The organism is Microbacterium oleivorans, from assembly GCF_023715745.1.
Lineage (GTDB): Bacteria > Actinomycetota > Actinomycetes > Actinomycetales > Microbacteriaceae > Microbacterium > Microbacterium oleivorans_D.
Map to the genome: position 1 here is coordinate 546366 of NZ_JAMBOV010000003.1, position 24684 is coordinate 571049.

25 protein-coding genes are annotated in these 24684 nt (G+C 69.8%); 9 read left to right on the forward strand and 16 right to left on the reverse strand.

The features are described from left to right. Position 1: 1 nt before the first annotated feature. Genes M3190_RS10640 through M3190_RS10650 form a run of 3 tightly spaced genes read right to left on the reverse strand, consistent with a single transcriptional unit; the run spans position 2 to position 3778 of the window. Positions 2-1096 carry a branched-chain amino acid aminotransferase gene (locus tag M3190_RS10640; RefSeq protein ID WP_251581152.1) on the reverse strand — a complete coding sequence of 365 codons (1095 nt, stop codon included), beginning with the start codon at positions 1094-1096 and terminating at the stop codon, positions 2-4. A 49-nt stretch (positions 1097-1145) separates the two neighbouring features. Beyond that, complete coding sequence (locus M3190_RS10645) at positions 1146-2198, reverse strand: 3-isopropylmalate dehydrogenase (RefSeq protein WP_251581161.1); 1053 nt, start codon at positions 2196-2198, stop codon at positions 1146-1148. Positions 2199-2230: 32 nt separating this feature from the next. Continuing rightward, entirely contained in the window at positions 2231-3778 is a 1548-nt protein-coding gene (locus tag M3190_RS10650; RefSeq protein WP_251581274.1) for an MFS transporter, read from the reverse strand. 65 nt (positions 3779-3843) lie between these two features. On the opposite strand from M3190_RS10650, the gene M3190_RS10655 reads away from it, so the two are divergent. Further along, positions 3844-4386 carry a TetR/AcrR family transcriptional regulator gene (locus M3190_RS10655; protein WP_251581163.1) on the forward strand — a complete coding sequence of 181 codons (543 nt, stop codon included), beginning with the start codon at positions 3844-3846 and terminating at the stop codon, positions 4384-4386. A gap of 5 nt (positions 4387-4391) precedes the next feature. Here M3190_RS10655 and serA read toward each other — a convergent pair whose 3' ends face one another. The 9 genes from serA to M3190_RS10700 form a co-directional block, all read right to left on the reverse strand. Further along, positions 4392-5996, reverse strand: a complete 1605-nt coding sequence (serA, locus tag M3190_RS10660; protein ID WP_251581165.1) for a phosphoglycerate dehydrogenase — start codon at positions 5994-5996, stop codon at positions 4392-4394. 123 nt (positions 5997-6119) lie between these two features. After that, positions 6120-6470 (reverse strand): hypothetical protein, encoded by a 351-nt coding sequence (locus tag M3190_RS10665; protein ID WP_251581167.1) that lies wholly within the window; start codon positions 6468-6470, stop codon positions 6120-6122. A 2-nt stretch (positions 6471-6472) separates the two neighbouring features. Then, positions 6473-6976 carry a DNA polymerase III subunit gamma/tau gene (locus M3190_RS10670; protein WP_251581169.1) on the reverse strand — a complete coding sequence of 168 codons (504 nt, stop codon included), beginning with the start codon at positions 6974-6976 and terminating at the stop codon, positions 6473-6475. A 157-nt stretch (positions 6977-7133) separates the two neighbouring features. Continuing rightward, a complete protein-coding gene (gene ilvC / locus M3190_RS10675; protein WP_251581170.1) occupies positions 7134-8159 on the reverse strand; it encodes a ketol-acid reductoisomerase in 1026 nt (341 codons plus the stop codon). Between the two features lie 44 nt (positions 8160-8203). Beyond that, positions 8204-8713 (reverse strand): acetolactate synthase small subunit, encoded by a 510-nt coding sequence (gene ilvN / locus M3190_RS10680; RefSeq protein ID WP_065570402.1) that lies wholly within the window; start codon positions 8711-8713, stop codon positions 8204-8206. Positions 8714-8715: 2 nt separating this feature from the next. Beyond that, complete coding sequence (locus M3190_RS10685) at positions 8716-10509, reverse strand: acetolactate synthase large subunit (protein WP_251581178.1); 1794 nt, start codon at positions 10507-10509, stop codon at positions 8716-8718. 42 nt (positions 10510-10551) lie between these two features. Next, positions 10552-12258, reverse strand: a complete 1707-nt coding sequence (ilvD, locus tag M3190_RS10690; protein WP_064001909.1) for a dihydroxy-acid dehydratase — start codon at positions 12256-12258, stop codon at positions 10552-10554. Between the two features lie 9 nt (positions 12259-12267). Beyond that, a complete protein-coding gene (gene otsB / locus M3190_RS10695) occupies positions 12268-13035 on the reverse strand; it encodes a trehalose-phosphatase (RefSeq protein WP_251581186.1) in 768 nt (255 codons plus the stop codon). Then, entirely contained in the window at positions 13032-14444 is a 1413-nt protein-coding gene (locus M3190_RS10700; protein ID WP_251581189.1) for an alpha,alpha-trehalose-phosphate synthase (UDP-forming), read from the reverse strand. Before M3190_RS10700 ends, otsB begins: the two co-directional genes overlap by 4 nt. 73 nt (positions 14445-14517) lie before the next feature. Between M3190_RS10700 and M3190_RS10705 the strand changes: the two genes are divergently transcribed. Beyond that, complete coding sequence (locus tag M3190_RS10705) at positions 14518-14778, forward strand: hypothetical protein (protein ID WP_064001906.1); 261 nt, start codon at positions 14518-14520, stop codon at positions 14776-14778. A 12-nt stretch (positions 14779-14790) separates the two neighbouring features. On the opposite strand, the gene M3190_RS10710 is transcribed toward M3190_RS10705, so the two are convergent. Genes M3190_RS10710 through M3190_RS10720 form a run of 3 tightly spaced genes read right to left on the reverse strand, consistent with a single transcriptional unit; the run spans position 14791 to position 17397 of the window. After that, positions 14791-15972 carry an acetyl-CoA C-acetyltransferase gene (locus tag M3190_RS10710; protein WP_251581191.1) on the reverse strand — a complete coding sequence of 394 codons (1182 nt, stop codon included), beginning with the start codon at positions 15970-15972 and terminating at the stop codon, positions 14791-14793. After that, a complete protein-coding gene (locus M3190_RS10715; protein WP_251581193.1) occupies positions 15969-16622 on the reverse strand; it encodes a CoA transferase subunit B in 654 nt (217 codons plus the stop codon). Before M3190_RS10715 ends, M3190_RS10710 begins: the two co-directional genes overlap by 4 nt. A gap of 1 nt (position 16623) precedes the next feature. Continuing rightward, positions 16624-17397, reverse strand: coding sequence for a CoA transferase subunit A (locus M3190_RS10720; RefSeq protein WP_251581195.1), 774 nt, complete (start codon positions 17395-17397; stop codon positions 16624-16626). Positions 17398-17498: 101 nt separating this feature from the next. Here M3190_RS10720 and M3190_RS10725 point away from each other — a divergent pair, with 101 nt between their 5' ends. Then, positions 17499-18287, forward strand: coding sequence for an IclR family transcriptional regulator (locus M3190_RS10725; RefSeq protein WP_251581197.1), 789 nt, complete (start codon positions 17499-17501; stop codon positions 18285-18287). 9 nt (positions 18288-18296) lie between these two features. On the opposite strand, the gene M3190_RS10730 is transcribed toward M3190_RS10725, so the two are convergent. Beyond that, the gene (locus M3190_RS10730; RefSeq protein ID WP_251581198.1) at positions 18297-19712 is read right to left on the reverse strand and encodes a dihydrolipoyl dehydrogenase family protein; all 1416 of its coding nucleotides are present in this window, start codon (positions 19710-19712) and stop codon (positions 18297-18299) included. A gap of 150 nt (positions 19713-19862) precedes the next feature. Between M3190_RS10730 and M3190_RS10735 the strand changes: the two genes are divergently transcribed. From M3190_RS10735 to M3190_RS10760, 6 genes are read left to right on the forward strand one after another with little or no spacing between them, the layout of a single operon-like run. Beyond that, a complete protein-coding gene (locus M3190_RS10735) occupies positions 19863-20699 on the forward strand; it encodes an ABC transporter ATP-binding protein (RefSeq protein ID WP_251581200.1) in 837 nt (278 codons plus the stop codon). 7 nt (positions 20700-20706) lie between these two features. Then, a complete protein-coding gene (locus M3190_RS10740) occupies positions 20707-21384 on the forward strand; it encodes an ABC transporter permease (protein ID WP_251581202.1) in 678 nt (225 codons plus the stop codon). Next, positions 21381-22103: an ABC transporter permease gene (locus M3190_RS10745; protein ID WP_251581204.1), complete on the forward strand. Its 723-nt coding sequence runs from the start codon at positions 21381-21383 to the stop codon at positions 22101-22103. Before M3190_RS10740 ends, M3190_RS10745 begins: the two co-directional genes overlap by 4 nt. Positions 22104-22141: 38 nt before the next feature. Continuing rightward, positions 22142-23065 carry an ABC transporter substrate-binding protein gene (locus M3190_RS10750; RefSeq protein ID WP_251581206.1) on the forward strand — a complete coding sequence of 308 codons (924 nt, stop codon included), beginning with the start codon at positions 22142-22144 and terminating at the stop codon, positions 23063-23065. A gap of 3 nt (positions 23066-23068) precedes the next feature. Beyond that, positions 23069-23866 (forward strand): glycosyltransferase family A protein, encoded by a 798-nt coding sequence (locus M3190_RS10755; RefSeq protein WP_251581208.1) that lies wholly within the window; start codon positions 23069-23071, stop codon positions 23864-23866. Next, positions 23863-24681 carry an endonuclease/exonuclease/phosphatase family protein gene (locus M3190_RS10760; protein WP_251581210.1) on the forward strand — a complete coding sequence of 273 codons (819 nt, stop codon included), beginning with the start codon at positions 23863-23865 and terminating at the stop codon, positions 24679-24681. The genes M3190_RS10755 and M3190_RS10760 overlap by 4 nt, the downstream gene beginning before the upstream one ends. Positions 24682-24684: the final 3 nt, after the last annotated feature.

Sequence of the window (24684 nt, forward strand, 5' to 3'; positions counted from 1 at the left end):
GTCAGCCGTCCAGCCGAGTGAGCCAGCCGTGGACGTCCTCGGCGCGGCCGTACTGGATGTCGGTGAGGTGCTGTCGCAGTTCGAGCGCGAGCGTTCCGGTGGGCTGCGCGTCCTCGAAACCGGAGGCCTTCAGTGCTCCGATCGGGGTCACCACGGCGGCGGTTCCGCAGGCGAAGACCTCGACGATCTCACCCGAGGCGACCCCGTCGCGCCACTCGGAGAGCGAGACCGCGCGCCGCTCGACCCGGTGCCCCCGGTCCTCGGCGAGACGGAGGATCGAGTCGCGGGTGATCCCGGCGAGGATCGACTCCGACTCCGGCGTCACGAGGGTGCCGTCCTTCATGACGAAGACGACGTTCATGCCGCCGAGCTCCTCGACGTTGCCGTCCTCGTCGAGGAAGACGACCTGGTCGCAACCCTTCTCGTACGCCTCCGCCTGCGGCAGCAGGCTCGCGGCGTAGTTGCCACCGGTCTTCGCCGCTCCCGTGCCGCCCTTGCCCGCGCGCGCGTAGTCCTCGCTCAGCCAGATCTTCACCGGGGTGACGCCGCCCTTGAAGTAGGCACCCGCCGGGCTCGCGATCAGGTAGTAGGCGACCTTCTCCGCGGGACGGACACCGAGGAACGCCTCCTTCGCGAACATGAACGGACGCAGGTACAGGCTCTGGTCGGCGCCGGAGGGCACCCAGTCACCGTCCACCGCGATCAGCTCGCGCAGCGACTGGAGGAAGTATTCGGCGGGGAGCTCGGGCAGCGCCATGCGGCGGGCGGAGCGCTGCAGGCGACGTGCGTTCTCCTCGGGGCGGAACGTGTGGATCGAGCCGTCCGCGTGACGGTACGCCTTGATGCCCTCGAAGATCTCCTGGCCGTAGTGCAGCACGGCGGCCGCCGGAGAGAGCGAGATCGGCCCGTAGGGCTGGACGCGGGGCCGGTGCCAGCCGCCCTTCGACGACCAGCAGATGTCGACCATGTGGTCGGTGAAGTTCGTGCCGAAGCCGGGGTTCGCGAGGATCTCCTCGCGGGTGGAAGGGGATGCCGCAGCCAGGTTCTTCGTCACCGAGAAGGTGAGGGGGGCTGCGGTCGAGTCGGTGAGGGTCATGTCAGTCCTGTTCCTCGCGCGGCGTCTGCGCGGCGCGCATCCACTCAGATTACGCCCGGAGGCGTGCGGTGATGGCGTCGCCGACCTGCGCGGTCGTGCGTGCGGAGCCGTCCCTGGTCGCGATGTCCTCCCGGGCCGCGCGGGTGACGCGCTCGGCCTCGTCGCTCAGCCCGAGGTGTTCGAGCAGCAGGGCGACGGAGAGGATCGCAGCGGTGGGATCGGCGATCTGCTGTCCGGCGATGTCGGGCGCGGAGCCGTGCACGGGCTCGAACATCGACGGGAACGCGCCGTCGGGGTTGATGTTCCCCGAAGCGGCGAGGCCGATGCCTCCGGTGACGGCGCCGGCCAAGTCGGTCAGGATGTCCCCGAAGAGGTTGTCGGTGACGATCACATCGAAGCGGCCCGGGTTCGTGACCAGGAAGATCGTCGCCGCGTCGACGTGGAGATAGTCTACGGCCACGCCGGGGAAGTCCTGTGCCACCTCGTCGACGATGCGCTTCCACATCCCGCCGGCGTGGACGAGCACGTTCGTCTTGTGCACGAGTGTCAGCTTCCCGCGACGCTTCTCCGCCTGCGCGAAGGCGAAGCGGACGACCCGTTCGACGCCGAACGCCGTGTTGACGGAGGTCTCGTTCGCGATCTCGTGGGACGTGCCCGTGCGGATGGAGCCGCCGTTGCCGACGTAAGGTCCCTCGGTTCCCTCGCGGACGACGACGAAGTCGATCTCGCCCGGCGCGGCGAGCGGGCCGGAGGCACCCGGGTAGAGGACGGACGGGCGCAGGTTGACGTAGTGGTCGAGTGCGAAGCGCAGCGTGAGCAGGAGGCCACGCTCGATATTGGCGTCCTTCAGGCGCGGGTCCCCCGGCATCCCGCCGACGGCACCCAGGAGGATGGCGTCGTGAGAGGCGATCGCGGCGAGGTCGGCATCGGTGAGCGTGTCCCCTGTCTCGAGGAACCGCGCGGCTCCCAGCGAGAACCGGGTCTTCTGGAACGTCACCCCCGCGCCCTCCGTGACGGCATCGAGGACCTTCTCGGCCTCGGCGACGACCTCGGGCCCGATGCCGTCTCCGGGGATGACGGCCAGCTTCACGACGCGCGACATCGCTCTCCTCGTTCTGGGGGGACCCCGCGCGCTCAGTGCTCGGCGCGCGGAGTGCGGGTCCCCTTCAGCGTAGTGGCCGCGATGACGGCGGCGCAGACGACGAGGACCGCTCCGATGATCGAGGTCACACCGACTCCGGCGTCGAAGGCGGACGCCGCGGCCTCGACGACCCGGTCGCCCAGCGCACCCGGGAGTCCGTCCGCGACGGTCACCGCGCCGCCGAGCGTCTCGCGTGCGGCGGCCGCGGCGCCGGCTGAGAGCCCGTCGGGAAGGACCAGGCCGGAACGGTAGAGGGCGGTGAGGATGCCGCCGAGCACGGCCGTCCCGAGGACGGCCCCCAGCTCGTAGGCCGTCTCCGACACCGCGCTGGCGGCGCCCGCCTTGGCGGGCGGCGCAGTGGCGAGGATCAGCTCGTTGGAGACGGTCTCCGCCGCGCCGATGCCGACCCCGAGCAGCCCGAAGGCGGCGATGAGGGTACCGAGGGCCGCGGCATCCGTCGACACGGCGATCGCGACATACGCGGCGACCGACATGGCCAGAGCGACCGGCACCACGATGCGCGGCGAGACACGACGAGAGATCGGCACGACGGCGAGACCGGAGACGATCATGAGCGCGAGCCCGGGGACCAGCGCGAGTCCCGCCTGCAGAGGGCTCAACCCGACGATCAGCTGGAGGTGCTGCGTCACGAAGTAGAGGAAGCCGACCAAGGCGACGACGCTGAGGAGGTTGACCAGCAGTGCGCCGGTGAACGCGCCGCGTCGGAAGAGGCGCATGTCGAGCATGGGGCTCTCGGCGCGCAGCTGGCGGCGCACGAACGCCCACCCGAACGTCACCCCGACGACGACGAGGATCAGCGGAAGCAGCCCGGGCCCATGGACCGCGAACTCCTTGATCGCGTACACGGCGGGCACCATCGCCGCCATGCTGAGGACGATGCTGACGGGATCGACACGACCCGGCTTCGGGTCGCGACTCTCGGGCACCAGGATCGGTGCCAGGATCAGCAACGGGACCAGCACGGGGACGGCGAGCAGGAAGACCGAGCCCCAGGCGAAGTGCTCGAGCAGCACGCCACCGACGATCGGACCCAGCGCAGAGCCGGCGGAGAACATCGACGCCCACACCGCGATCGCCAGCCGACGCTGGTCACGGTCGGTGAAGATGCTGCGAAGCAGCGACATCGTCGAGGGCATGAGCATCGCCCCGAACAGTCCCATCGTGGCGCGGGCGGCGATGAGCAGCTCCGCCGACGGCGCGAAGGCGGCCAGCGCCGACACGGTGGCGAACCCGGTGGCACCGATCATCAGCAGTCGACGGCGCCCGAACCGGTCCCCCAGCGACCCCATCGTGACGAGGAGTCCCGCGAGGACGAGCGGGTAGACGTCGATGATCCACAGCTGCTGCGCGCTCGTCGGCGTGAGGTCGCGCGCGATCTCGGGCAGCGCGAAGCTGAGCACCGTGTTGTCGACCGACACCAGGAGCACCGGCAGCATCAGCACCGCCAGCGCGGCCCATCCGCGCCAGCCCTGGCGTCTGCCGGCCGCGTCGGCCATGCGGATCTCTTCCGTCAGAGTCATCATAAGTACACCGTCCAGCCGGTATAGTAACAGAATCGGCGATGCGTCCGCGAGAGGATCGAGGCATGAGCAGACCCCCACGGGCGAAGGAGAGCGTGCTCGACGCATTCGAGGCGGCACTCATCGACGGCGGTGCCCGCGGCGCGACGATGGATGCCGTCGCCGCAGCCGCCGGTGTCTCCAAAGGCGGCCTGCTGTATCACTACGCGTCGAAGGACGCGCTCGAGTCGGCCCTCCTGGAGCGCATGCGGCGCCTCGTCGACATCGACGTCGAGGACATGCTGCGCTCCCCCGAAGGCGTCGTCGCCGCGTTCGTGCGGACCTCGGTGCAGACCGGTTCGGCGCTCGACCGCGCGATCATCGCCGCCTCACGACTCGCCCAGGCCGGCCACACCGGTGCCTCCGCAGCCCTCCGCGAGGTGCGGGACGTCTGGGAGGCGGCGCTGCGGCCCCACACGCGCGACGAGACCGCCCTGCAGCTCGTGCTGCTCGTCAGCGACGGCCTGTACTTCAACAGCGCCCTCGCGACCGGTGCCCTGCCGGGTCCGATCCCGCACGGCGCCGAACTCGACGCGCTGATCGCGCTCGTCGAGCGCGCCGCGCGCTGACGGGGTCAGACCTCCGTCAGCTCGATCTGCCGGAACAGATCGGCGGCGACCGCCTCGCGGAGCTCGTCGAGCATCGGCTCGGGGATCGGCGAGTCGACCGTCAGAACCGACAGCGCACGGCCGCTCGCGTCGGGCCGCGCGACCTGGAGACCGGCGATGTTGATGCCCGCCTCGCCCAGCTTCTGGCCGTAGATCGCGACGATGCCGGGACGGTCCGCGTAGCGCATGACGACGTGGTACCGGCTGATCGGCACCTCCACCTCGTACCCGTTGATGCCGACGACCTTGGGGACCATCCGGGTGCCGGCCAGCGTCCCCTCGACGGTGAGGACCGTGCCGTCGGACAGCGTGCCGCGCAGGATGGTGATGTTCCGGTAGAGGGGGCTCTCGGACTCGACGATGAGGCGCGTCTCGATGCCGCGCTGCTCCGCGAACAGCGGCGCGTTCACGTACGAGACGTTCTCGCTGACGATGTTCGTGAAGATGCCCTTCAGAGCGGCGAGGCGGTAGACGCTCACGTCGTAATCGGCGAGCTCGCCGCGCACCTCGATGTCGAGACTCGTGAGAGCGCTGGGTGCCAGTCCTGTGAAGATCTGACCCAGCTGCTCGACGAGGGCGATGCCGGGGCGCACGAACGGGTCGATCACACCACCGGCGACGTTCACGGCATCCGGGACGAGGTCACCCTCGAGCGCCAGCTTGACGGACTTCGCGACCGACACACCGGCCTTCTCCTGCGCCTCCTCCGTCGACGCGCCGAGGTGCGGCGTGACGACGACGTTCGGCAGGGACAGCAGCGGGAACGCCGTGCCGTCCTCCGTGGGCGGCTCGCTCGTGAAGACGTCGAGGCCGGCCCCGGCGATCTGCCCCGTCACCAAAGCGGTGTGCAGCGCCTGCTCGTCGATCAGGCCGCCGCGGGCGACGTTCACGACGTACGCGGAGTCCTTCATGATCTCGAACTGCGCCGCACCGATCATGCCGGTCGTCTCGGGTGTCTTCGGCATGTGGATCGTGACGAAGTCGCTCGTGCGCAGCAGGTCGTCGAGGGCGAGGAGCTGAACGCCCAGCTGCTGTGCGCGGGTGGGCGTGACGTACGGGTCGTAGGCGACGACGGTGACGCCGAACGCCTGCAGGCGGGCGGCGATGAGGGCGCCGATACGGCCGAGGCCGATGATGCCGACGGTCTTCTCGTAGAGTTCCGTGCCCGTGAAGGACGATCGCTTCCAGGCGCCGGCGGCGAGGGACGCGTGCGCGGCGGGGATGTGCCGGGCGAGGCTCAGGATGTGGCCGACCGTCAGTTCGGCGGCGGAGATGATGTTCGAGGTGGGCGCATTGACCACCATGACACCGGCACTCGTGGCCGCCTTGATGTCGACGTTGTCGAGTCCGACACCGGCCCGCGCGATCACCTTGAGCGACGGAGCCGCGGCGATCGCCTCGGCATCCATCTTCGTCGCCGATCGGATGAGGACCGCATCCGCGTCCGCGAGGGCGGGAAGCAGCGCGGCGCGGTCGGCGCCGTCGACCGATCGGACCTCGAAGTCGGGGCCCAGGGCCTCGATCGTGGCGGGAGAGAGTTCTTCGGCGATGAGGACGACAGGCTTGGGCACGGCAGACCTTCGGGTACGCGGGGGGTGGATCGCCACGAGGCCGGCCGAGAGGTGACCGACGACGATACGCGGCAGGGCCAGCCTAGCGAAGACCGACGGCCGCTCCCGACCGTGTGACGGCCGTCACGCTCCGACGAGCGTGTTCCCGTTGGTGATCGCGTAGGTGAGGATGTTCAGCCAGAACACTGCGACGAGGCCGAGGCCTGCGAGCAGGATCACCGCGAGATGCAGGACTGGACGGCGACGAGCGAGGACGACGCCGGCCACGAACACGATGATCGGGAAGAGGACGGAGAACAGCAGGATCGCCCATCCCGCGCCGTTGAGGCCCTCCACCCCGGTCGCCTGAGCCACGAGGAAGGCGGCCGCGGTCCACACCGCGTACGCGTAGAAGAGTCCGAACAGCCCTGCGACGGCGGCGGGCAGCCAGGACGGACCTCGCCGTGCCGTCGAGGTGGAGGTCGAGGTCGTCACGATCAGACTCCGATCACGAAGGGCCACGGGACGAGCAGGAAGGCGCCGACGACCAGCCAGGCGAAGCGCACCCACCCCGCGGACGCGCGGGTGAGCAGAAGCACTCCCCCGAACCACAGCGCCGGGGCCGCGACCGCGACCCAGAGTGCCGGGACGACCGCGGCGGGTTCCAGCCAGAACGAGGTCGCCGCGGACAGTCGCGAGCTGCCGAGCAGCCATCCCACGGTGTAGAGCAGGTAGATGCCGCCGAGCAGTCCGAGCGACACGAGTGCGACGTTGCCGAGCGAGCCCGGTGTCGAGTCCTCGTCTCGCGACTCCGGGGCGTCCGGAGCGGTGGTGTCCGGAGCGGTGTCACGTTCCGCGGGGGCGGCCTCGCTGCCCTTGCCGACGGCGCGCCAGCCGTCGGGGAGCGCGGTGCCGGTGCGATCGGGGCGCGGCGGTCGCGTCGGGGAGTCGTCGCCTTCCCAGCGGAAGGCATCCTCGTCGTCGTGCGGGTCGGAAGCCACGTTCCGAGTCTAGCGACGCCGAAGGCCCGACCCCTTGTAAGGGCCGGGCCTCCGTGGCTCGCTACAAGCCGGTCTCGGCGGATGCGCCGAGGGCTGGATGCCGAAGGTCAGCGCGCGGCGGAGCACTCCGCACTCTGCGCGCCGTCGGCGCGGTCGGTCAGCGCGCTGCGCTTCCCTCTGTGTAGTCGGCGTCCTGCTGCTTCCACGCGAAGAGCGCACGCAGGTCCTTGCCGACGGCCTCGATCGGGTGCGACGCGGCCTTGGCGCGGAGCTCCTGGAACTCCACGGCGCCGTTGTCCTGGTCGTCGATGAAGCGCTTGGCGAACGCGCCGGACTGGATGTCGGCGAGGACGGCCTGCATGTTCTCCTTGACGTGCGGGTCGATGACTCGCGGGCCGGAGACGTAGTCGCCGTACTCGGCGGTGTCGGAGACCGACCAGCGCTGCTTGGCGATGCCGCCCTCCCACATCAGGTCGACGATCAGCTTCAGCTCGTGGAGCACTTCGAAGTAGGCGATCTCGGGCTGATAGCCGGCCTCGGACAGCGTCTCGAAGCCGTACTGGACGAGCTGCGACACACCACCGCAGAGGACGGCCTGCTCGCCGAACAGGTCGGTCTCGGTCTCCTCGGTGAAGGTGGTCTTGATGACGCCGGCGCGGGTGCCGCCGATGGCCTTCGCGTACGAGAGGGCGACGTCCCACGCCTGGCCCGAGGCGTCCTTCTCGACGGCGATGATGTCGGGGATGCCGCGACCCGCGACGAACTCGCGGCGGACGGTGTGACCGGGGGCCTTGGGCGCGACGAGGATCACGTCGACGTCGTCGGGGACCTCGATGTAGCCGAAGCGCACGTTGAAGCCGTGGGCGAAGGCGAGGGTCTTGCCGGCGGCGAGGTGCGGCTTGATCTCGTCGTTGAAGATGCCGCGCTGGTGCTGATCGGGCGCGAGGATCATGATCAGATCGGCCCAGTCGGCGGCATCCGCCACCGACTTGACCTCGAAGCCGTCCTCCGACGCCTTCGGCGCGGACTTCGAGCCCTCCTTGAGGGCGATGACGACCTCGACGCCGGAGTCGCGGAGGTTCTGGGCGTGGGCGTGGCCCTGCGAGCCGTACCCGACGATGGCGACCTTCTTGCCCTGGATGAGCGAGATGTCGGCGTCGGCGTCGTAGAGGATCTCAGCCATGTTCGTGTGTGTCTCCTTGTAGATGTCGGTAGAGAAGTTCGGGTTCAGCCGCGCAGGACGCGCTCGGTGATGCTCTTGCCGCCACGGCCGATGGCGACCATGCCGGACTGTGCGAGCTCCTTCACGCCGAACGGTTCGAGGGCTTTGAGGAAGGCGTCGACCTTGCCACGGTCGCCGGTGACCTCGACCACGAGCGCATCGGTGGCGTAGTCCACGACGGACGCACGGAAGAGGTTGACGACCTCGATGACGTTCGAGCGCGTCTGGTTGTCGGCGCGGACCTTCACGAGCATGTGCTCGCGCTGGACCGAGGTCGAGTAGTCGAGCTCGACGATCTTGATGACGTTGACCAGCTTGTTCAGCTGCTTGGTCACCTGCTCGAGAGGCAGCTCCTCGACGTCGACGACGACCGTGATGCGCGAGAGTCCCGGCACCTCGGTGACACCCACGGCGAGGGAGTCGATGTTGAAGCCGCGACGCGCGAACAGGCCCGCGACGCGCGTGAGGAGACCGGGCTTGTCCTCGACGAGGAGGCTCAGAACGTGCTTGCTCATCGTCACTCCCCCTGCTCGAAAGCCGGCGCGTGCTCACGCGCGTACTGGATGTAGCTGTTGCTCACGCCCTGCGGCACCATCGGCCAGACCATTGCGTCGGCGCTCACGACGAAGTCGATGACGACCGGTCGGTCATTCGTCTCGAGCGCGGTGCGGATCGCGGCATCCACGTCCTCTTCCTTCTCGACGCGGATCGCGAGACACCCGTAGGCCTCGGCCAGCTTGACGAAGTCGGGGATGCGGATGGTGTCGTGACCCGTGTTCAGATCCGTGTTCGAGTGACGGCCGTCGTAGAACAGCGTCTGCCACTGGCGCACCATGCCCAGCGACGAGTTGTTGATGATCGCGACCTTGATCGGGATGTTGTTGATCGCGCAGGTGGCGAGCTCCTGATTGGTCATCTGGAAGCAGCCGTCGCCGTCGATCGCCCACACGGTGCGGTCGGGCTGCGCGACCTTCGCGCCCATCGCCGCCGGGACCGCGTAGCCCATCGTGCCGGCGCCGCCGGAGTTGAGCCACGCGTTGGGACGCTCGTAGCCGATGTACTGGGCGGCCCACATCTGGTGCTGACCGACGCCGGCGGCGAACACGCCCTCCGGCCCGGTGAGCTCGCCGATGCGCGCGATGACGTGCTGCGGAGAGAGGAGCCCGTCGCTGGTGGGTGCCGCGCCGAGCGGGAACTCGGTGCGGAGACCGTCGAGGTAGGACCACCACTCCGAGATGTCGGGCTTCTCGACGCCGGCGAAGGCGGCGTCCAGGTCGACGAGCACGTCCTTCAGGTCGCCCACGATCGGGACGTCCGCCGTGCGGATCTTCGAGATCTCCGCGGGGTCGATGTCGACGTGCACGACCTTCGCGTGGGGCGCGAACAGGGCCGCCTTGCCGGTCACACGGTCGTCGAATCGTGCACCGAGGGCGACGATCAGGTCGGACTCCTGCAGGGCGAGCACCGCCGGCACCGTGCCGTGCATCCCCGGCATGCCCAGCTGCTGCGGGTGCGAGTCGGGGAACGCACCGCGCGCCATGAGGGTCGTGACGACGGGCGCACCGGTCGCCTCGGCCAGCTGGCGCAGCTCGGCTGCTGCCCCCGCGCGGACCACGCCGCCGCCGACGTAGAGGACGGGCTTCTTGGCTTCGGAGATGAGCTGCGCCGCGGCCTGGATCTGCTTGCCGTGCGCCTTGGTCACCGGGCGGTACCCGGGCAGCTCGATCTTCGGAGGCCAGACGAACGGCGCCTTGGCCTGCTGGGCGTCCTTCGTGATGTCCACGAGGACGGGTCCCGGTCGTCCCGTCGACGCGATCTCGAAGGCGGCCGCGATGGCGCCCGGGATGTCGGCGGGGTCCTTCACGAGGAACGAGTGCTTGGTGATCGGCATCGTGATGCCCACGATGTCGGCCTCCTGGAAGGCATCCGTCCCCATCAGGGTCGAGTACACCTGGCCCGTGATGCAGACGATGGGCATCGAGTCCATGTAGGCGTCCGCGATGGCCGTGACGAGGTTCGTGGCACCGGGGCCGGACGTCGCGATCGCGACGCCGACGCGACCGGATGCCGCGGCGTACCCTTCGGCGGCGTGGCCGGCACCCTGTTCGTGGCGCACGAGGATGTGGCGCAGATCGGTCGAGTCCATCAGCGGGTCGTAGACCTCGATGATGGCCCCGCCGGGGAGGCCGAAGACATCCGTGACCCCGAGGAGCTCGAGCGAGCGGACGACGGCCTGCGCTCCGGTGAGCACGGGCGTGGACGAGCCTCCGGCCGGTGGCCGAGGCACAGCGGCGACGGTGTCAGAAGACATGAGTGATACCTCTGCGGTGATGGATGACGGAGTGTGTGGGGCCTAGCCCGTCGTCGCGCCCTCCGCAGCGGAGCGCACGAGCTTCGAGTACTTGGCCAGCACGCCACGGGTATAGCGCGGGGGAAGGGGCTCCCAGCCGTCACGGCGGGAGTTCAGCTCAGCCTCATCGACGAGTAGGTCGAGAGAGCGAGCCGCGATATCGACCCGTATCAGATCACCATCGCGCACGAAGGCGATGGGACCTGCGTCCACCGCTTCGGGTGCTATGTGGCCGATGCACAGGCCGGTTGTGCCGCCTGAGAATCGTCCGTCCGTCAAGAGTAGTACATCTTTTCCGAGGCCAGCGCCCTTGATGGCGGCCGTCACCGCGAGCATCTCGCGCATGCCGGGACCGCCCTTCGGGCCCTCGTAACGGATGACGACGACGTCGCCGGCGGCGATGCGCCCCTCTTCGAGCGCGTCCATCGCGGCACGCTCGCGCTCGAAGACCCGCGCAGGACCCTCGAAGACCGCGGCGTCGAAACCGGCCGTCTTCACGACGGCGCCCTCGGGGGCCATCGAGCCGTGCAGGATCGTGATGCCGCCGGTCGCGTGGATCGGGTCGTCGAAGGTGTGGATGACGGTGCCGTCGATCGGGTCCGGGTCGAGGTCGCGGAGGTTCTCCGCGAGCGTCTTGCCGGTCACGGTCAGCGCGTCCCCGTGCAGGAGCCCCTCGTCGAGCATCGCCTTCATGATGACCGGGATGCCGCCGTGCCGGTCGACGTCGTTCATGACGTACTTCCCGAACGGCTTCATGTCGGCGACGTGCGGGACCTTGTCGCCGATCCGGTTGAAGTCGTGGAGCGTGAGGTCCACGTCGGCCTCGCGGGCGATCGCGAGGAGGTGCAGGACGACGTTGGTCGACCCGCCGAGCGCCATCGCGAGGGCGATCGCGTTCTCGAAGGACTCCTTCGTGAGGATGTCGCGCGTCGTGATCCCCTGGCGGAGGAGGTTCACGACGGCCTCGCCGGAGCGGTGCGCGAAGTAGTCCCGGCGGCGGTCGGCGGACGGCGGCGCGGCGGAACCGGGGAGGCTCAGACCGAGCGCCTCGGCGACGGAAGCCATCGTGTTGGCGGTGTACATGCCGCCGCAGGCGCCTTCGCCGGGAGCGATGGCGCACTCGATGCGCTTGAGGTCGGCCTCGCTCATCTTGCCGGCCAGGCACGCGCCGACCGCTTCGAACGAGTCGATGATCGTGACGTCCTTCTCGGTGCCGTCGCTGAGCTTGACCCAGCCGGGGGCGATCGACCCCGCGTAGAGGAAGACGCTCGAGAGGTCGAGCCGGGCGGACGCCATGAGCATGCCGGGGATCGACTTGTCGCAGCCGGCGAGCAGGACCGACCCGTCGAGACGCTCGGCCATCATGACCGTCTCGACGGAGTCGGCGATGACCTCGCGGCTCACGAGGGAGAAGTGCATCCCTTCGTGGCCCATCGAGATGCCGTCCGAGACCGAGATCGTGCCGAACTGGAGCGGGTAGCCGCCGCCGGCGTGCACGCCCTCCTTGGCCCCCTGCGCCAGCCGATCGAGGCTGAGGTTGCAGGGCGTGATCTCGTTCCAGCTGGATGCGATGCCGATCTGGGGCTTGTCCCAGTCCTCGTCGCCCATGCCCACGGCGCGGAGCATGCCGCGTGACGTGGTGGCTTCGATGCCGTCGGTCACCGCGCGGCTGCGGGGCTTGATGTCGATCGTCTCGTCGGGTGAAGGCATTCTCGAAGTCTATTGCCGAGCGGCGACCCGCTCGCGTGCGAGAGTCGACAGCAAACCGACCAGTTCTTCGATGTCGCGCACACGCACGGAGGCCGCGGTCTCTCCCGCACCGACTCGGATCCCGAGGTCGTCCGGCTCGAGGGAGCGGAGGGCGTCTTCGTCGGTGACGTCGTCGCCGGCGAACACGACGGCTGTGGCCTGCACGACCTCGCGGAGGTGCGCGACGGCGGCGTCCTTCCCAGCATCGGTGAAGGCGTACTCGACGATGTCGTGGCCCTGGCGCCGGCGCCAGCCCGGCGCGGCATCCGCCACCAGCCGGTCGACGTCGGCGCGCAGCCGCTCGGCGTCCTCCTCGTCGGCGACCGTACGGAGGTGGACGCCGAAGCCGAAGGTCTTGGGCTCGACCCAGGCGCCGGGGACCCCCTCGGCCAGGAGCTCGGTCTCGCTCCGGAGCCGGTCGCGCAGCGCGAGATCCGCCTCGCCGGCGATGTCAGTGGCGGGTGCGCCCGGAATCCAGTACTCGGCACCGTGGGAGCCGGCGAGCAGGATCGGCGAGTCGTCGTCATGCTCGGCGATGACCCGGAGGTCGGCGAGCGTCCGCCCGGAGACGAACGCCACGGAGGTATCGGGCGCGGCCAGAAGTCCTTCGACCGCGTCTCGGGCCGCCGCGGTCATCCGCGCCTCCATCGGCTGGTCGATGAGAGGCGACAGCGTGCCGTCGAAGTCGAGGGCGACGAGGAGCCGGTCGGTCGCTGCGACCTCACCGAGGGCGGTCACGCCCCTGCCTCCCGCGACTCGGTCAGATCCGCCAGGAAGCGCTGGGACCACCGGGCGACGTCGTTCTCGCGCACCCGGCGACGCAGGGCCCGCATCCGGCGCTCGCGCTCTCGCTCCGGCATCTCGATCGCCTGCATGATCGCGTCCTTCAACCCTGCGATGTCGTGCGGATTGACCTTGATGGCCTGCGTCAGCTCGTCCGCGGCACCGGTGAACTCGCTGAGGACGAGGGCTCCCCCGCCGTCGACACGACTGGCGACGTATTCCTTCGCCACCAGGTTCATGCCGTCGCGGAGCGCGGTGACCAGCATGACGTCCGCGGCGAGGTAGAGGGCGACCATCTCCTCGCGCGGATAGGAGTTGTGCAGGTACTGGATCGCGGTGTAGCCGAGCTCGTCGGCATCGCCGTTGATGCGGCCGACCGTGAGTTCGATCTCGTCGCGGAGCTCCATGTAGGTCTGCACGCGTTCGCGACTGGGACTGGCGACCTGCACGAGAGTGACGTCGTGGACGGACAGCCTCCCGTCGGCGAGCAGCTCGCCGTAGGCCTTGAGGCGGTGGCGTATGCCCTTCGTGTAATCGAGGCGGTCGACGCCGAGGAGGATCGCCTTGGGATTGCCGAGGCTCGAGCGGATCTCCGCCGCGCGAGCCCGGATGTCGGGACGGTTCGCCAGCTCCTCGTACTCCGACGCGTCGATCGAGATGGGGTACGCCCGGGCGATGGCCTTGCGGACACCGCCGTCCTCGGTCGGCACCGAAATCGCTCCCGCCTTCGTGTCGAAGCCGAGTTGGCGCCGCACCGCTCGTGCGAAATTGCCGGCGTCCGCAACGCGCTGGAATCCGATGACGTCGGCGCCCAGAAGACCCTCGAGCACCTGTCGCCGCCACGGGAGCTGGGCGTACAGGCCGTATGCGGGGAATGGAATGTGGTGGAAGTATCCGATCGTGAGATCGGGTCGCAGGTCCCGGAGCATCTTCGGCACGAGCTGCAACTGGTAGTCGTGGACCCACACCGTCGCACCCTCGGCGGCGTGCGTCGACGCCGCCTCGGCGAAGCGCCGGTTGACCCGCACGTACGCGTCCCACCACGCGCGGTGGTAGGTGGGGGCCGCGATCACGTCGTGATACAGGGGCCAGATGGTGTCGTTCGAGAAGCCCTCGTAATACAGCTGGACGTCATCGACGCTGAGGGCGATGGGGACGAGCTGCAGCCCGTCGAACTCGAAGGGATCGAGTTCGACGCCCGGCTGCCCGGGCCACCCGATCCACGCGCCGTTGTTGCGACGCATGACAGGGTCGACCGCCGTGACCAGTCCCCCCGGGGAACGACGCCACGGCTCGTTCTCGTCATCCGTCCGGTCGACCGGAAGGCGGTTGGACACGACGACGAAGTCAGAAGCCACGGTCACGGAGTTCCTCTCGATGGGTGACTTCAGGCTAACAACCGCCGTGGGGCGCACTCACGCCACTAGCGTGGGTGGTATGCGCAAATACCTCTTCGGCACCGGGCTCCTGTCGGCACTCACCGGAGGCGTCACCCTGCTGCGCTCTGCACGGAGCGAGGAGAAGTTCACCTGGCGCACCGCTCTGGCGTGGCTCAGCTGGGGTATCACGATGGCCCTCGCCGTCGGGTCTGTCGTCGACACGCGCCGCGCATCCCGCGGGAAGCTCATCCCCCTGGATTCGCCGCGCGCCGACGACAAGAAGAAGCTCCTGAAGAAGCGCGTCTCACGTCGGCGCTGACCGTCACGGCGCTCACCGCGTGAGGATGAGCGCTTCCCCCTGACCGCCGCCGCCGCACAGCGCGACTCCGGCTGCGCCCCCGCCGCGTCTGGCCAGCTCGTGTACGGCGTGGACGACCAGGCGCGCACCCGAGGCCCCGATGGGGTGACCGATCGCGACGCCGCCGCCGTGGATGTTGACGACGGATTCATCGACGCCGAGCTCCCGTTGCGACTGCGCGACGACCGCGCCGAACGCTTCGTTGATCTCGATGAGGTCGAGGTCCGAGGGCGCGATCCCCTGCCGTTCCAGGGCCTGCGCCAGTGCACGCGCCGGCTGGGAGTGCAGCGAATTGTCGGGGCCGGCGACTTGGCCCGCCGAACCGACCACCGCGAGGACCGCCCAGCCCTCGGCATCCGCTCGGAAGCGTGTGGTCACCACGACCGCGGCGGCACCGTCCGAGATGGGTGACGCGTTGCCGGCCGTGATGTCGCCGTCGGACGAGAAGGCGGGGCGGAGGCGGGCGAGCATGTCGACGGTCGTGTCGGGGCGGATCCCTTCGTCCCGGGTGAGCCTCATCGGTTCGCCCTTGCGCTGGGGCACCTCGATCTCGACGATCTCCGCGTCGAAGACGCCCGCATCGGCCGCCGCCGCGGCGCGCTGGTGCGACAGAGCGGCCACGTGATCCTGGTCTGCGCGCGACAGCCCGAGTTCCGGATTGCGTCGTTCGGTGGACAGTCCCATCGACACCTTGTCGTAGGCGTCGGTGAGTCCGTCGACGGCCATGTGGTCGAGCACCTCGACCGACCCGTACGTCCAGCCGTCGCGGGAGCCCATCAGCAGATGGGGTGCGCGGGTCATCGACTCCATCCCGCCGGCGACGACGACCGACGCATCGCCCACCGCGATCATCCGCTTCGCGTCGATGATCGCGGTCAGCCCCGACAGACAGACCTTGTTCACCGACGTCGCGGGAACCTCCCAGCCCAGGCCCGCGCCCACCGCCGCCTGGCGAGCGGGGTTCTGCCCGGCGCCCGCCGGAAGCACCTGCCCCATGATGACGGCGTCGACGGATGCCGGGGCGACGCCGCCCCGCTCCAGTGCGCCGCGGATGGCGAGAGCGCCCAGCTCCGGAGCGGTGAACGAGGCCAGCTGCCCCTTCAGGCGCCCCTGCGGCGTTCGTGCGGCCGCCACGATGACGATGTCGTCGGTCATGCTCCCACCTTCACATCCTGTGCGACGACGAGCTCGGGCTCGGTCGCATCCTTCACGTCCTCCACGCTGACCCCGGGGGCGGTCTCCACGAGCACGAGACCTTCCTCCGTCACGTCGATGACGGCGAGGTCGGTGATGATCCGGTCGACCACGCCACGGCCGGTGAGGGGCAGGGAGCAGTCGGAGACGATCTTGGGCGACCCGTCGCGGGCGGTGTGCTCCATGAGGACGATCACCTTCGCGGCGCCGTGGACGAGATCCATCGCTCCACCGGGGCCCTTCACCATCTTCCCCGGGATCATCCAGTTCGCGAGGTCCCCGCGGGCCGACACCTGCATGGCACCCAGGATCGCGGCATCGATCTTCCCACCGCGGATCATCCCGAAACTGAGCGCCGAGTCGAAGAACGCCGCTCCTGCGAGGGTGGTCACCGTCTCCTTGCCCGCGTTTATGAGGTCCGGATCGACGCCGTCCTCGCTCGGGTAGGGCCCGACGCCGAGGATGCCGTTCTCCGACTGGAGGACGACCGTCACCCCGTCGGGGATGTGGTTGGGGACGAGAGTGGGAAGCCCGATCCCGAGGTTGACGTAGGCACCGTCGGGCAGCTCCGCCGCCGCGCGGGCGGCCATCTGCGTGCGGGTCAGTGCCATCTCACTCCCCCTCCGTCGCGACAGTGCGTCGCTCGATGCGCTTCTCGATCCCCGTGCCCACCTCGACCACGCGGTGCACGAAGACGCCGGGCAGGTGCACGGCGTCAGCGTCCAACTCGCCGGGCTCGACCAGCTCCTCGACCTGTGCGATGCAGACGCGTCCCGCCATCGCGGCCAGCGGATTGAAGTTGCGGGCGGCCTTGTTGAAGACGAGGTTCCCGTGACGGTCGCCGCGCAGCGCGTGGACGAGGGCGTAGTCGGTGACGATCGCTTCTTCCAGGACGAACTCGCGGGACTGGCCGCCGACGTCGAACCGACGGACGTCCTTCGGAGCGGATGCCACGGCCACGCCTCCCGAGCCGTCGTATCGGCGCGGCAGACCGCCCTCCGCCACCTGCGTTCCCACACCGGTCTGGGTGTAGAAGGCCGCGATCCCCGCCCCGCCCGCCCGCAGCTTCTCGGCCAGCGTCCCCTGCGGGGTCAGTTCGAGCTCGAGCTCGCCGGAGAGGAACTGACGCTCGAACTCCTTGTTCTCGCCGACGTACGAGGAGGTCATCTTCCGGATGCGGCGCGCGCGGAGCAGCACGCCGAGACCCCAGTCATCCACACCGCAGTTGTTCGAGACGATCGAGAGGTCGCTCGTTCCCTGCGCGAGCAGCGCCTCGATGAGGGCGATCGGGTTGCCCGAGAGACCGAAGCCGCCGACGGCGATGCTCGCGCCGTCGGGGATGTCGGCGACCGCGTCGGCCGCCGAGGACACTGTCTTGTCGATCACGGTGCACTCCTTCGTGTCGTTCCCTCCAGCATCCCCGTAAAGAGCCCGACCGCCCAGCGTGCGGTTGCCATGTGGAACGGAGCGCGTCTAGTGTCCACATCGTGGACTCCTCGCCGATCGTGCCCGGCGCCCAGGCGATCGCGCGTGCGGCCCGCTTGCTGCGACTGGTGAGCGCCGCGGGCGCGGACGGCAGGGGCGTGGGTGAGCTCGCGCACGAGGCGTCGCTCTCGCGATCGACGGCCCACCGTCTGCTGACCGCCCTGCGGACCGAGGGCCTCGTGGACCAGGACGAGCGGACCGCACGGTGGCTCGCGGGCCCCGAGCTGTTCCTCATGGGCGCGGCAGCCGCGCCGCGCTACGACGTCACTCATATCGCCGGCGACATCGTCCGCTCCCTGGCCGTGAAGACCGAGGAGAGCGCGTTCCTCTCGGTCCGGCGCGGCGACGAGACGGTCTGCCTCATGCGCGAGGAGGGGTCGTTCCCGATCCGCTCCTTCGTTCTCAGCGAGGGCGTCCGCTTCCCGCTGGGTGTGGCCTCAGCCGGGTTGGCCATCCTGTCGTTCCTGCCGCAGTCGGAGGTCGACGCCTACCTCGTCCGCCACCCCGAACTGGCCGCGCGGTGGGGCGATGTCCACGATGCGGATCCCCTGCGAGCGCGCATCGCCGAGACGCGTGACCGCGGGTACGCGCTCAACCCAGGGCTCATCGTGGCGGGATCCTGGGGTCTGGGAGCCGCCGTGTTCGACCAGGACGGGCGGCCGGAATGGGCCCTCAGCCTCACCGGGGTCGAATTCCGGTTCGGCCCGGACCGCCTCCCCGACCTGGGTCGGCTGCTGCTCGCGCACGCGCACCAGCTGACCACCCGCATCCAGTCCGTCCGCCGTCGGTGACGGCAGCTGTCACAGGCCCGCGGTCTCGAGCCAGCGCAACCAGACCTCGCTGACCGTGGGGTACGCCGGGACGGCGTGCCAGAGCCGGTGGAGCGGCACCTCGCCCACGATCGCGATCGTCGCGGAGTGCAGCAGCTCGGCGACGTCCGGCCCCACGAACGTCGCGCCCACCAGCACGCCCCGTTCCGCGTCGATGATCGCCCGCGACTTCCCCTCGTACCGATCGGAGTGAGTGCTCGCCCCCGCGACCCACGACAGGTCGTAGTCGACGACCTTGACGTCGATGCCGGCCTCACGGGCGGATGCCTCGGTATGGCCGACTGCGGCGACTTCGGGCTCGGTGAACACGACCTGAGGAACGGCGCTGTGGTCAGCGGTGGCGGCCAGCGGACTCCAGGCGGACGTGTCGACATCGCTTGTCGAGGCGCGCCGCGCGATGACGTCGCCGGCGACACGCGCCTGATACTTGCCTTGGTGGGTCAGCAGGGCGCGGTGGTTGACATCACCCACCGCGTACAGCCAGTCATTGCCCGGGACCCGCATCGTGTCGTCGACCCGGATCCACGAGCCCGCCTCGAGCCCGACGTGCTCGAGGCCGACGTCCTGAGTGCGGGGCACGCGTCCCGTCGCCACCAGGATCTCCGCCGCGTGGACGACCCTGCCGTCGTCGAGCGTGACGCTGACTCCCTCGGCGGAGCGCGAGACGCTCTCCACACCGCGCCCTGTGAGCACGGTCGCGCCTGCGGCCGACAGCGCAGCGCCGACGGCCTCGCCGGCGAAGTCCTCGAGCCCACCGAGAAGGGTGGAGCGGGCGATGACGGTCACGTCCGAGCCGAGCGCCGTGAAGGCCGTCGCCATCTCGAGCCCGACGACGCCGCCGCCCAGGACGATGAGCGAGGACGGGACCGTGCGGACCCCCGTCGCCTCGCGACTGGTCCAGGGTGCGGCATCGTGCAACCCGGGGATATCCGGGATCAGCGCCGCGGAGCCGGTGCAGACGGCGACGGCGTGCCGAGCCCGCAGCGTCGTCGTCCCGCCGTCGGCCGCGGTGACGGTCACCTCCCGCTCCCCGGAGAGGCGTCCGTGGCCGCGCACGAGGTCGATGCCTGCACCCTGGAGCCACTCGACCTGCGAGGTGTCCTGGTAGTCGTGGACGATACGGTCCCGGCGCGCGAGCACGGCGGCCACGTCGACGCCGCCGGTGACCGCCTCCGCGGCACCCGCGACGTCCCGGGCCGCGCGGAGCGCCGCCGGAGCGCGCAGCAGCGCCTTCGAGGGCATGCAGGCCCAGTAGGAGCATTCGCCTCCTACGAGTTCGCTCTCGACGACCGCGGCGGTCAGACCCCCTCGTACCGCGCGGTCGGCGACATTCTCGCCGACGGGTCCCGCTCCGATGACGATGAGGTCGTATTCGCGTGTGCTCATGTCCTCACGCTACTGACAACGCAGCAGTCGGAGGTCGGATCGACCCTGATCGTCTGCCATAACCCGTATGTGACGTCAATAGTCGACCCGGACTGCCGGGATGTCCGGCGTGTGTGGTTGGCTGAAACACCGGCCGAAAGGACCCCCCCCATGGCGATCGAGTTCCGATCCGTCACCAAGCGATTCGGCGACGGCCCCGCGGCCGTCGACGAGGTCACCCTCGAGATGCCCGCGCGCAAGACGACGGTCCTGGTGGGGTCATCGGGCTGCGGCAAGACCACGCTGCTCCGCATGATCAACCGCCTCATCGAGCCGACCTCGGGCGACATCACGATCGACGGCGAGTCCATCCGGTCGAAGGACGCCGTACAGCTGCGGCGGAGCATCGGCTACGTCCTCCAGAACGCCGGGCTGCTCCCCCACTACACGGTGGCAGACAACATCGCGACCGTGCCCGTGCTCACGGGGCAGACGAAAGCGGCGGCGCGGCGTCGCGCGCTGGAGCTGATGGAGGTCGTCGGCCTCGACTCGGCGTTCGCGGACCGCTATCCCGCCCAGCTCTCCGGTGGGCAGCAGCAGCGCGTGGGCGTCGCCCGGGCCCTGGCCGCGGACCCCAACATCCTGCTCATGGATGAGCCCTTCGGCGCCGTCGACCCGATCGTACGCAAAGAACTGCAGGCCGAGGTCATCCGGCTGCAGCGCGAGCTCGACAAGACGATCGTGTTCGTCACCCACGACATCGACGAGGCCTTCCTCCTCGGGGATCAGGTCGTGATCCTGCAGAAGGGCGCGCACATCGCACAGCGAGGCACGCCGTCCGAGATCATCGAGAACCCGGCCGACGACTTCGTGGCCACCTTCATCGGAACCGACCGCGGCGCGCGCGCGTTCCGCGCGAAGCAGACCGCCCGCGGCACCGTGCTGGTGGATGAGGCGGGTCGCACGCAGGGTGTGCTGGTGGCGGATGCGGCGGAGACGTCGAGGTGACCTCGCCGTGAACTGGGTCCTCGACAACCTCGACCTCATCGGCCGGCTCACCGTGGCGCACCTGCGGCAGAGCATCGTCGCGATCCTCGTCGGGTTCGCCATCGCGGTCCCCATCGGGTGGGCGGCCTTCCGCTTCACTCGTCTGCGGGGCACCGTTCTCGGCATCGTCGGCATCCTGTACACGATCCCGTCATTCGGCTTGTTCGCCCTCATCAGCGCGACGAGCGGAATCCCCCTGCTGTCCGAGACGAACCTCGTGGTCGCCCTCACGATCTACGCCGTCGCCATCATGACCCGTTCCGTCACCGACGGCCTCGCCTCCGTCGACGCCGCCATCCGCAGCGCCGCGATCGCCGTCGGTTTCGGGCCATGGCGGCGGTTCTGGACGGTCGACTTCCCGCTCGCGGGTCCGGTCATGCTGGCCGGCCTCCGCGTCACCGCCGTCTCGACGATCTCCCTCGCGACGGTCGGCGCGCTCATCGGTGTGCAGAACCTCGGCTACCTCTTCACGAACGGCTCGCAGCGTCGCATCCTGCCGGAGGTCTTCGCGGGTGTCCTCGCGGTCGTGGTGATCGCCCTCGTGATCGACGCCCTTCTCCTCCTGGCCGGACGCGCCCTCATGCCGTGGACCCGGCGCACCACACCGACCCGCTCGGCTCCACAGCTCCGGGAGGCGGTCGCATGAACGTCTTCCTCGACGCGTTCGCATGGATCTTCTCGCCGGACCGGACCACGGGCTACCTTCCGCTGGGGGAGGCGATCCTGCAACACCTCGGGTTCACCTTCGGATCCGTCCTGATCGCCGCGCTCATCGCCGTCCCGGCCGGATGGGCCATCGGCCACACCGGACGCGGGCGGGAGATCGCGGTCTTCCTGTCCGGAGCCGCGCGTTCGCTCCCGTCACTGGGCCTCGTCGTCCTGCTGTACCTCGTGATCGGCGTCAACTTCAAGGAGCAGGCCGCCGTCGTGGCCTTCGTCCTCCTCGCCATCCCGTCGATCCTGGCCGGCGCCTACGCGGGCATCGAGGCGATCGAGCGGACGACGATCGAAGCGGGGCGCGCCGTGGGGATGACGCCGATGCAGGTCCTCTGGAGGATCGAGGTCCCGCTGGGTCTGCCGCTGCTGATCGGCGGCATCCGGTCCGCCGTCCTGCAGGTGGTCGCCACCGTCACCATCGCGGCCTACGTCGGCCTCGGCGGACTCGGCTTCGCGCTCATCCAGGGCATCCAGACCCGCAACCCCGCCCAGATCCTCGGCGCGTCGATCGTCGTCGTCGTCCTCGCTCTCGTCCTCGACGCCGTCTTCGCTCTGCTGCAGCGCGTCCTCGTCCCGCGAGGCGTCGCGGTGCAGCGCTCGGCGCCCGAACGCCGACGCCGTCGACGCCTCTCGCCCCAACCCGCCTGACCCACAGCACCACGACCCCACACCACCCGGAGGCATCCATGTCCATCACACGCACACGCATCCTGCCCGCCCTCGGCCTCGCCGCCGTCGCCGCACTGACCCTCTCCGCCTGCGGGTCGAGCGAGTCTCTGCAGGGGGGCGGCTCCGGCGGAAACGGCGAGAGCGCCGGCGCCGGCGAGTCGTCGACGATCGTCATCGGTTCGCAGCAGTACTACTCGAACGAGATCGTCGCCGAGATCTACGCGCAGGCGCTCGAAGCCGCGGACTTCACCGTCGAGCGGAACTTCTCCATCGGCCAGCGCGACGCCTACATGCCCTCGCTCGAGGACGGATCCATCAGCCTCTTCCCCGAGTACACCGGCAACCTGCTCCAGTACTTCGACCAGTCCGCGACCGCTACGACGCCCGACGACGTCTACGCCGCGCTCCAGGAGGCGCTCCCGGACAACCTGACGGCGCTCGACTACTCCCCCGCGACCGACCAGGACTCCTACAACGTGACCGCGGCCTTCGCGTCGGAGAACGACCTCACCGAGATCGGCGACCTCGCCGGCATCGAGGGCCTCACGCTCGGCGGTGCCCCCGAGCTCGAGCAGCGCCCCTACGGACCGAAGGGCCTCAAGGACGTCTACGGCGTCGACGTCGCCTTCGAGGCGACCGCTGACACCACCGTCGACGAGCTCGTCGCCGGCAACATCCAGGTCGCCAACGTCTACAGCGCCGACCCGCGCATCGCGACGGACGACCTGGTCACGCTCGAGGACCCGGAGGGGCTGTTCCTGGCCTCCAACGTCGTCCCGATCGCCAGCTCCGACATCGCGGACGAGATCGCCGACGTCATCAACGAGGTGAGCGCCGCCATGTCGCCGGAGGAGCTCGTCGCGATGAACGTGGAGTCGTCGGTCGATCAGCGGAACACCGAGGACATCGCGGCGGACTGGATCGCCGACAACCTCGGCTGAGCAGTGACGATCGAGGGCCCGCAGGCCGCCGCATCCGTCAGCGTCGTGATCCCCGTGAAGGATGATGCGGACGGACTCCGGCGGTGCCTGCGGGCTCTCGCGCTCCAGTCGCGGACGGCGGACGAGATCGTCGTGGTCGACAACGGATCGCGCGACGATTCCGTCGACGTCGCCCGGTCCGCCGGTGCCACCGTCGTGCGGTGCGAGCACCCGGGCATCCCCGCGGCCGCAGCCGCCGGATACGACGCCGCCGCATCGGATCTCATCCTCCGACTGGACGCCGACTGTCTCCCGTCGGCGACCTGGATCGCCGCCATGGCTGCGTTCGCTGCTCGCCGGCCGGACGCCGCGGTGTTCGCGGGTGTCGCGCGCTTCGTCGACGGCCCGCGGTGGCTGAGGACCCCGCTCGCCGCCCTCTACCTCGGGGCGTACGCCCTGGTGCTGACCCCGACGCTCGGTCACCTCCCGCTCTTCGGCTCGAACCTGGGGATCCGCCGTGACGCCTGGCGGTCGGTGAGTGAGTCCGTCCACCGCGACGACCCCGAGCTGCACGACGACCTCGATCTCTCCTTCCACCTCGGGGAGCATCACCGGATCCGACTCGTGCCTGGCGCGGCGATGGGGATGTCCATGCGACCTTTCGCGTCCGCAACCTCGTTCCGGCGGAGGCTCCGGCGCGGGATGCGCACGGTGCTGCTCCACTGGCCGGCCGACTTCCCTCCGCTGCGCTGGGCGCGTCTCGCTCGACTCCGAGCGAGACGGCTGCGCTCCCTGCGCGCCCCTCGGGGGGTGATCGCGTGAACCCGCTCCTCGGCTCGATCGAACCGCCGCTCCTCCACATCGCGACCCTGAACATCCGTCGTCCGATGCCGGCCCTGCTCAGCCGGGCCGCCGACCGATGGTCTCGTCGCAGGCCCGCGCTGCGTCGGATGCTCGGGCGTGAACGCCCCGCAGTCCTGGGGACTCAGGAGGTGTTCCCCGGGCCCGCTGCGGACATCGCCGAGGCACTCGGCCCGTCCTACACGAGGATCGGCGTCGGCCGGAACGCGGCCGGACGCGGCGAGGGCTGTCCCCTCTTCTTCGACAGCCGCCGGCTCGAGCTCCTCGATCACCGTCAGTGCGCTCTGTCGGACACCCCGGAGGTCGCCGGCTCCCGGTCATGGGGGAATCCCGTCCCGCGCACCATGACGATCGGCGTGTTCCGGGATCACGTCACACGCGCGCGCTTCGCCGTCATCAACACGCATCTCGATCCCTTCTCACCGCGGTCCCGGGTGCGCTCGGCGGAGGCCCTCCGCGGCGAAGTCCGACGCGCGGGCCTTCCGACGGTCGTGCTCGGCGACCTGAACGCCGGCGCGGATTCGGCGGCGCTGCGAGCGCTGCGCGCGGGAGATCTGTTGACGGATGCCTGGGGCGCGGCCGCCGAGCGCGTGACGCCCGCGTGGGGTACGTACACCGGATACCGTGCGCCCGTCCGGGACGGCACCCGCATCGATTGGATCCTCACGACCGAGGAGATCACGGTCGAACGCATCGGGATCGATCCACGGCTCGACGACGGCGTGGCGCCGTCCGATCACCTGCCGGTCCATGCCGCCATCGAGGTACCGCGGTGAGGG

Coding starts and splice junctions, on each gene's coding strand:
- M3190_RS10710 (WP_251581191.1), bottom strand. CDS start 15,972: ATGACCGACGACATCGTCATCGTGGCGGCCGCACGAACGCCGCAGGGG.
- M3190_RS10715 (WP_251581193.1), bottom strand. CDS start 16,622: ATGGCACTGACCCGCACGCAGATGGCCGCCCGCGCGGCGGCGGAGCTG.
- ilvN (WP_065570402.1), bottom strand. CDS start 8,713: ATGAGCAAGCACGTTCTGAGCCTCCTCGTCGAGGACAAGCCCGGTCTC.
- M3190_RS10705 (WP_064001906.1), top strand. CDS start 14,518: ATGCGCAAATACCTCTTCGGCACCGGGCTCCTGTCGGCACTCACCGGA.
- M3190_RS10640 (WP_251581152.1), bottom strand. CDS start 1,096: ATGACCCTCACCGACTCGACCGCAGCCCCCCTCACCTTCTCGGTGACG.
- M3190_RS10655 (WP_251581163.1), top strand. CDS start 3,844: ATGAGCAGACCCCCACGGGCGAAGGAGAGCGTGCTCGACGCATTCGAG.
- M3190_RS10750 (WP_251581206.1), top strand. CDS start 22,142: ATGTCCATCACACGCACACGCATCCTGCCCGCCCTCGGCCTCGCCGCC.
- ilvC (WP_251581170.1), bottom strand. CDS start 8,159: ATGGCTGAGATCCTCTACGACGCCGACGCCGACATCTCGCTCATCCAG.
- ilvD (WP_064001909.1), bottom strand. CDS start 12,258: ATGCCTTCACCCGACGAGACGATCGACATCAAGCCCCGCAGCCGCGCG.
- M3190_RS10735 (WP_251581200.1), top strand. CDS start 19,863: ATGGCGATCGAGTTCCGATCCGTCACCAAGCGATTCGGCGACGGCCCC.
- M3190_RS10730 (WP_251581198.1), bottom strand. CDS start 19,712: ATGAGCACACGCGAATACGACCTCATCGTCATCGGAGCGGGACCCGTC.
- M3190_RS10685 (WP_251581178.1), bottom strand. CDS start 10,509: ATGTCTTCTGACACCGTCGCCGCTGTGCCTCGGCCACCGGCCGGAGGC.
- M3190_RS10650 (WP_251581274.1), bottom strand. CDS start 3,778: ATGACTCTGACGGAAGAGATCCGCATGGCCGACGCGGCCGGCAGACGC.
- M3190_RS10645 (WP_251581161.1), bottom strand. CDS start 2,198: ATGTCGCGCGTCGTGAAGCTGGCCGTCATCCCCGGAGACGGCATCGGG.
- M3190_RS10745 (WP_251581204.1), top strand. CDS start 21,381: ATGAACGTCTTCCTCGACGCGTTCGCATGGATCTTCTCGCCGGACCGG.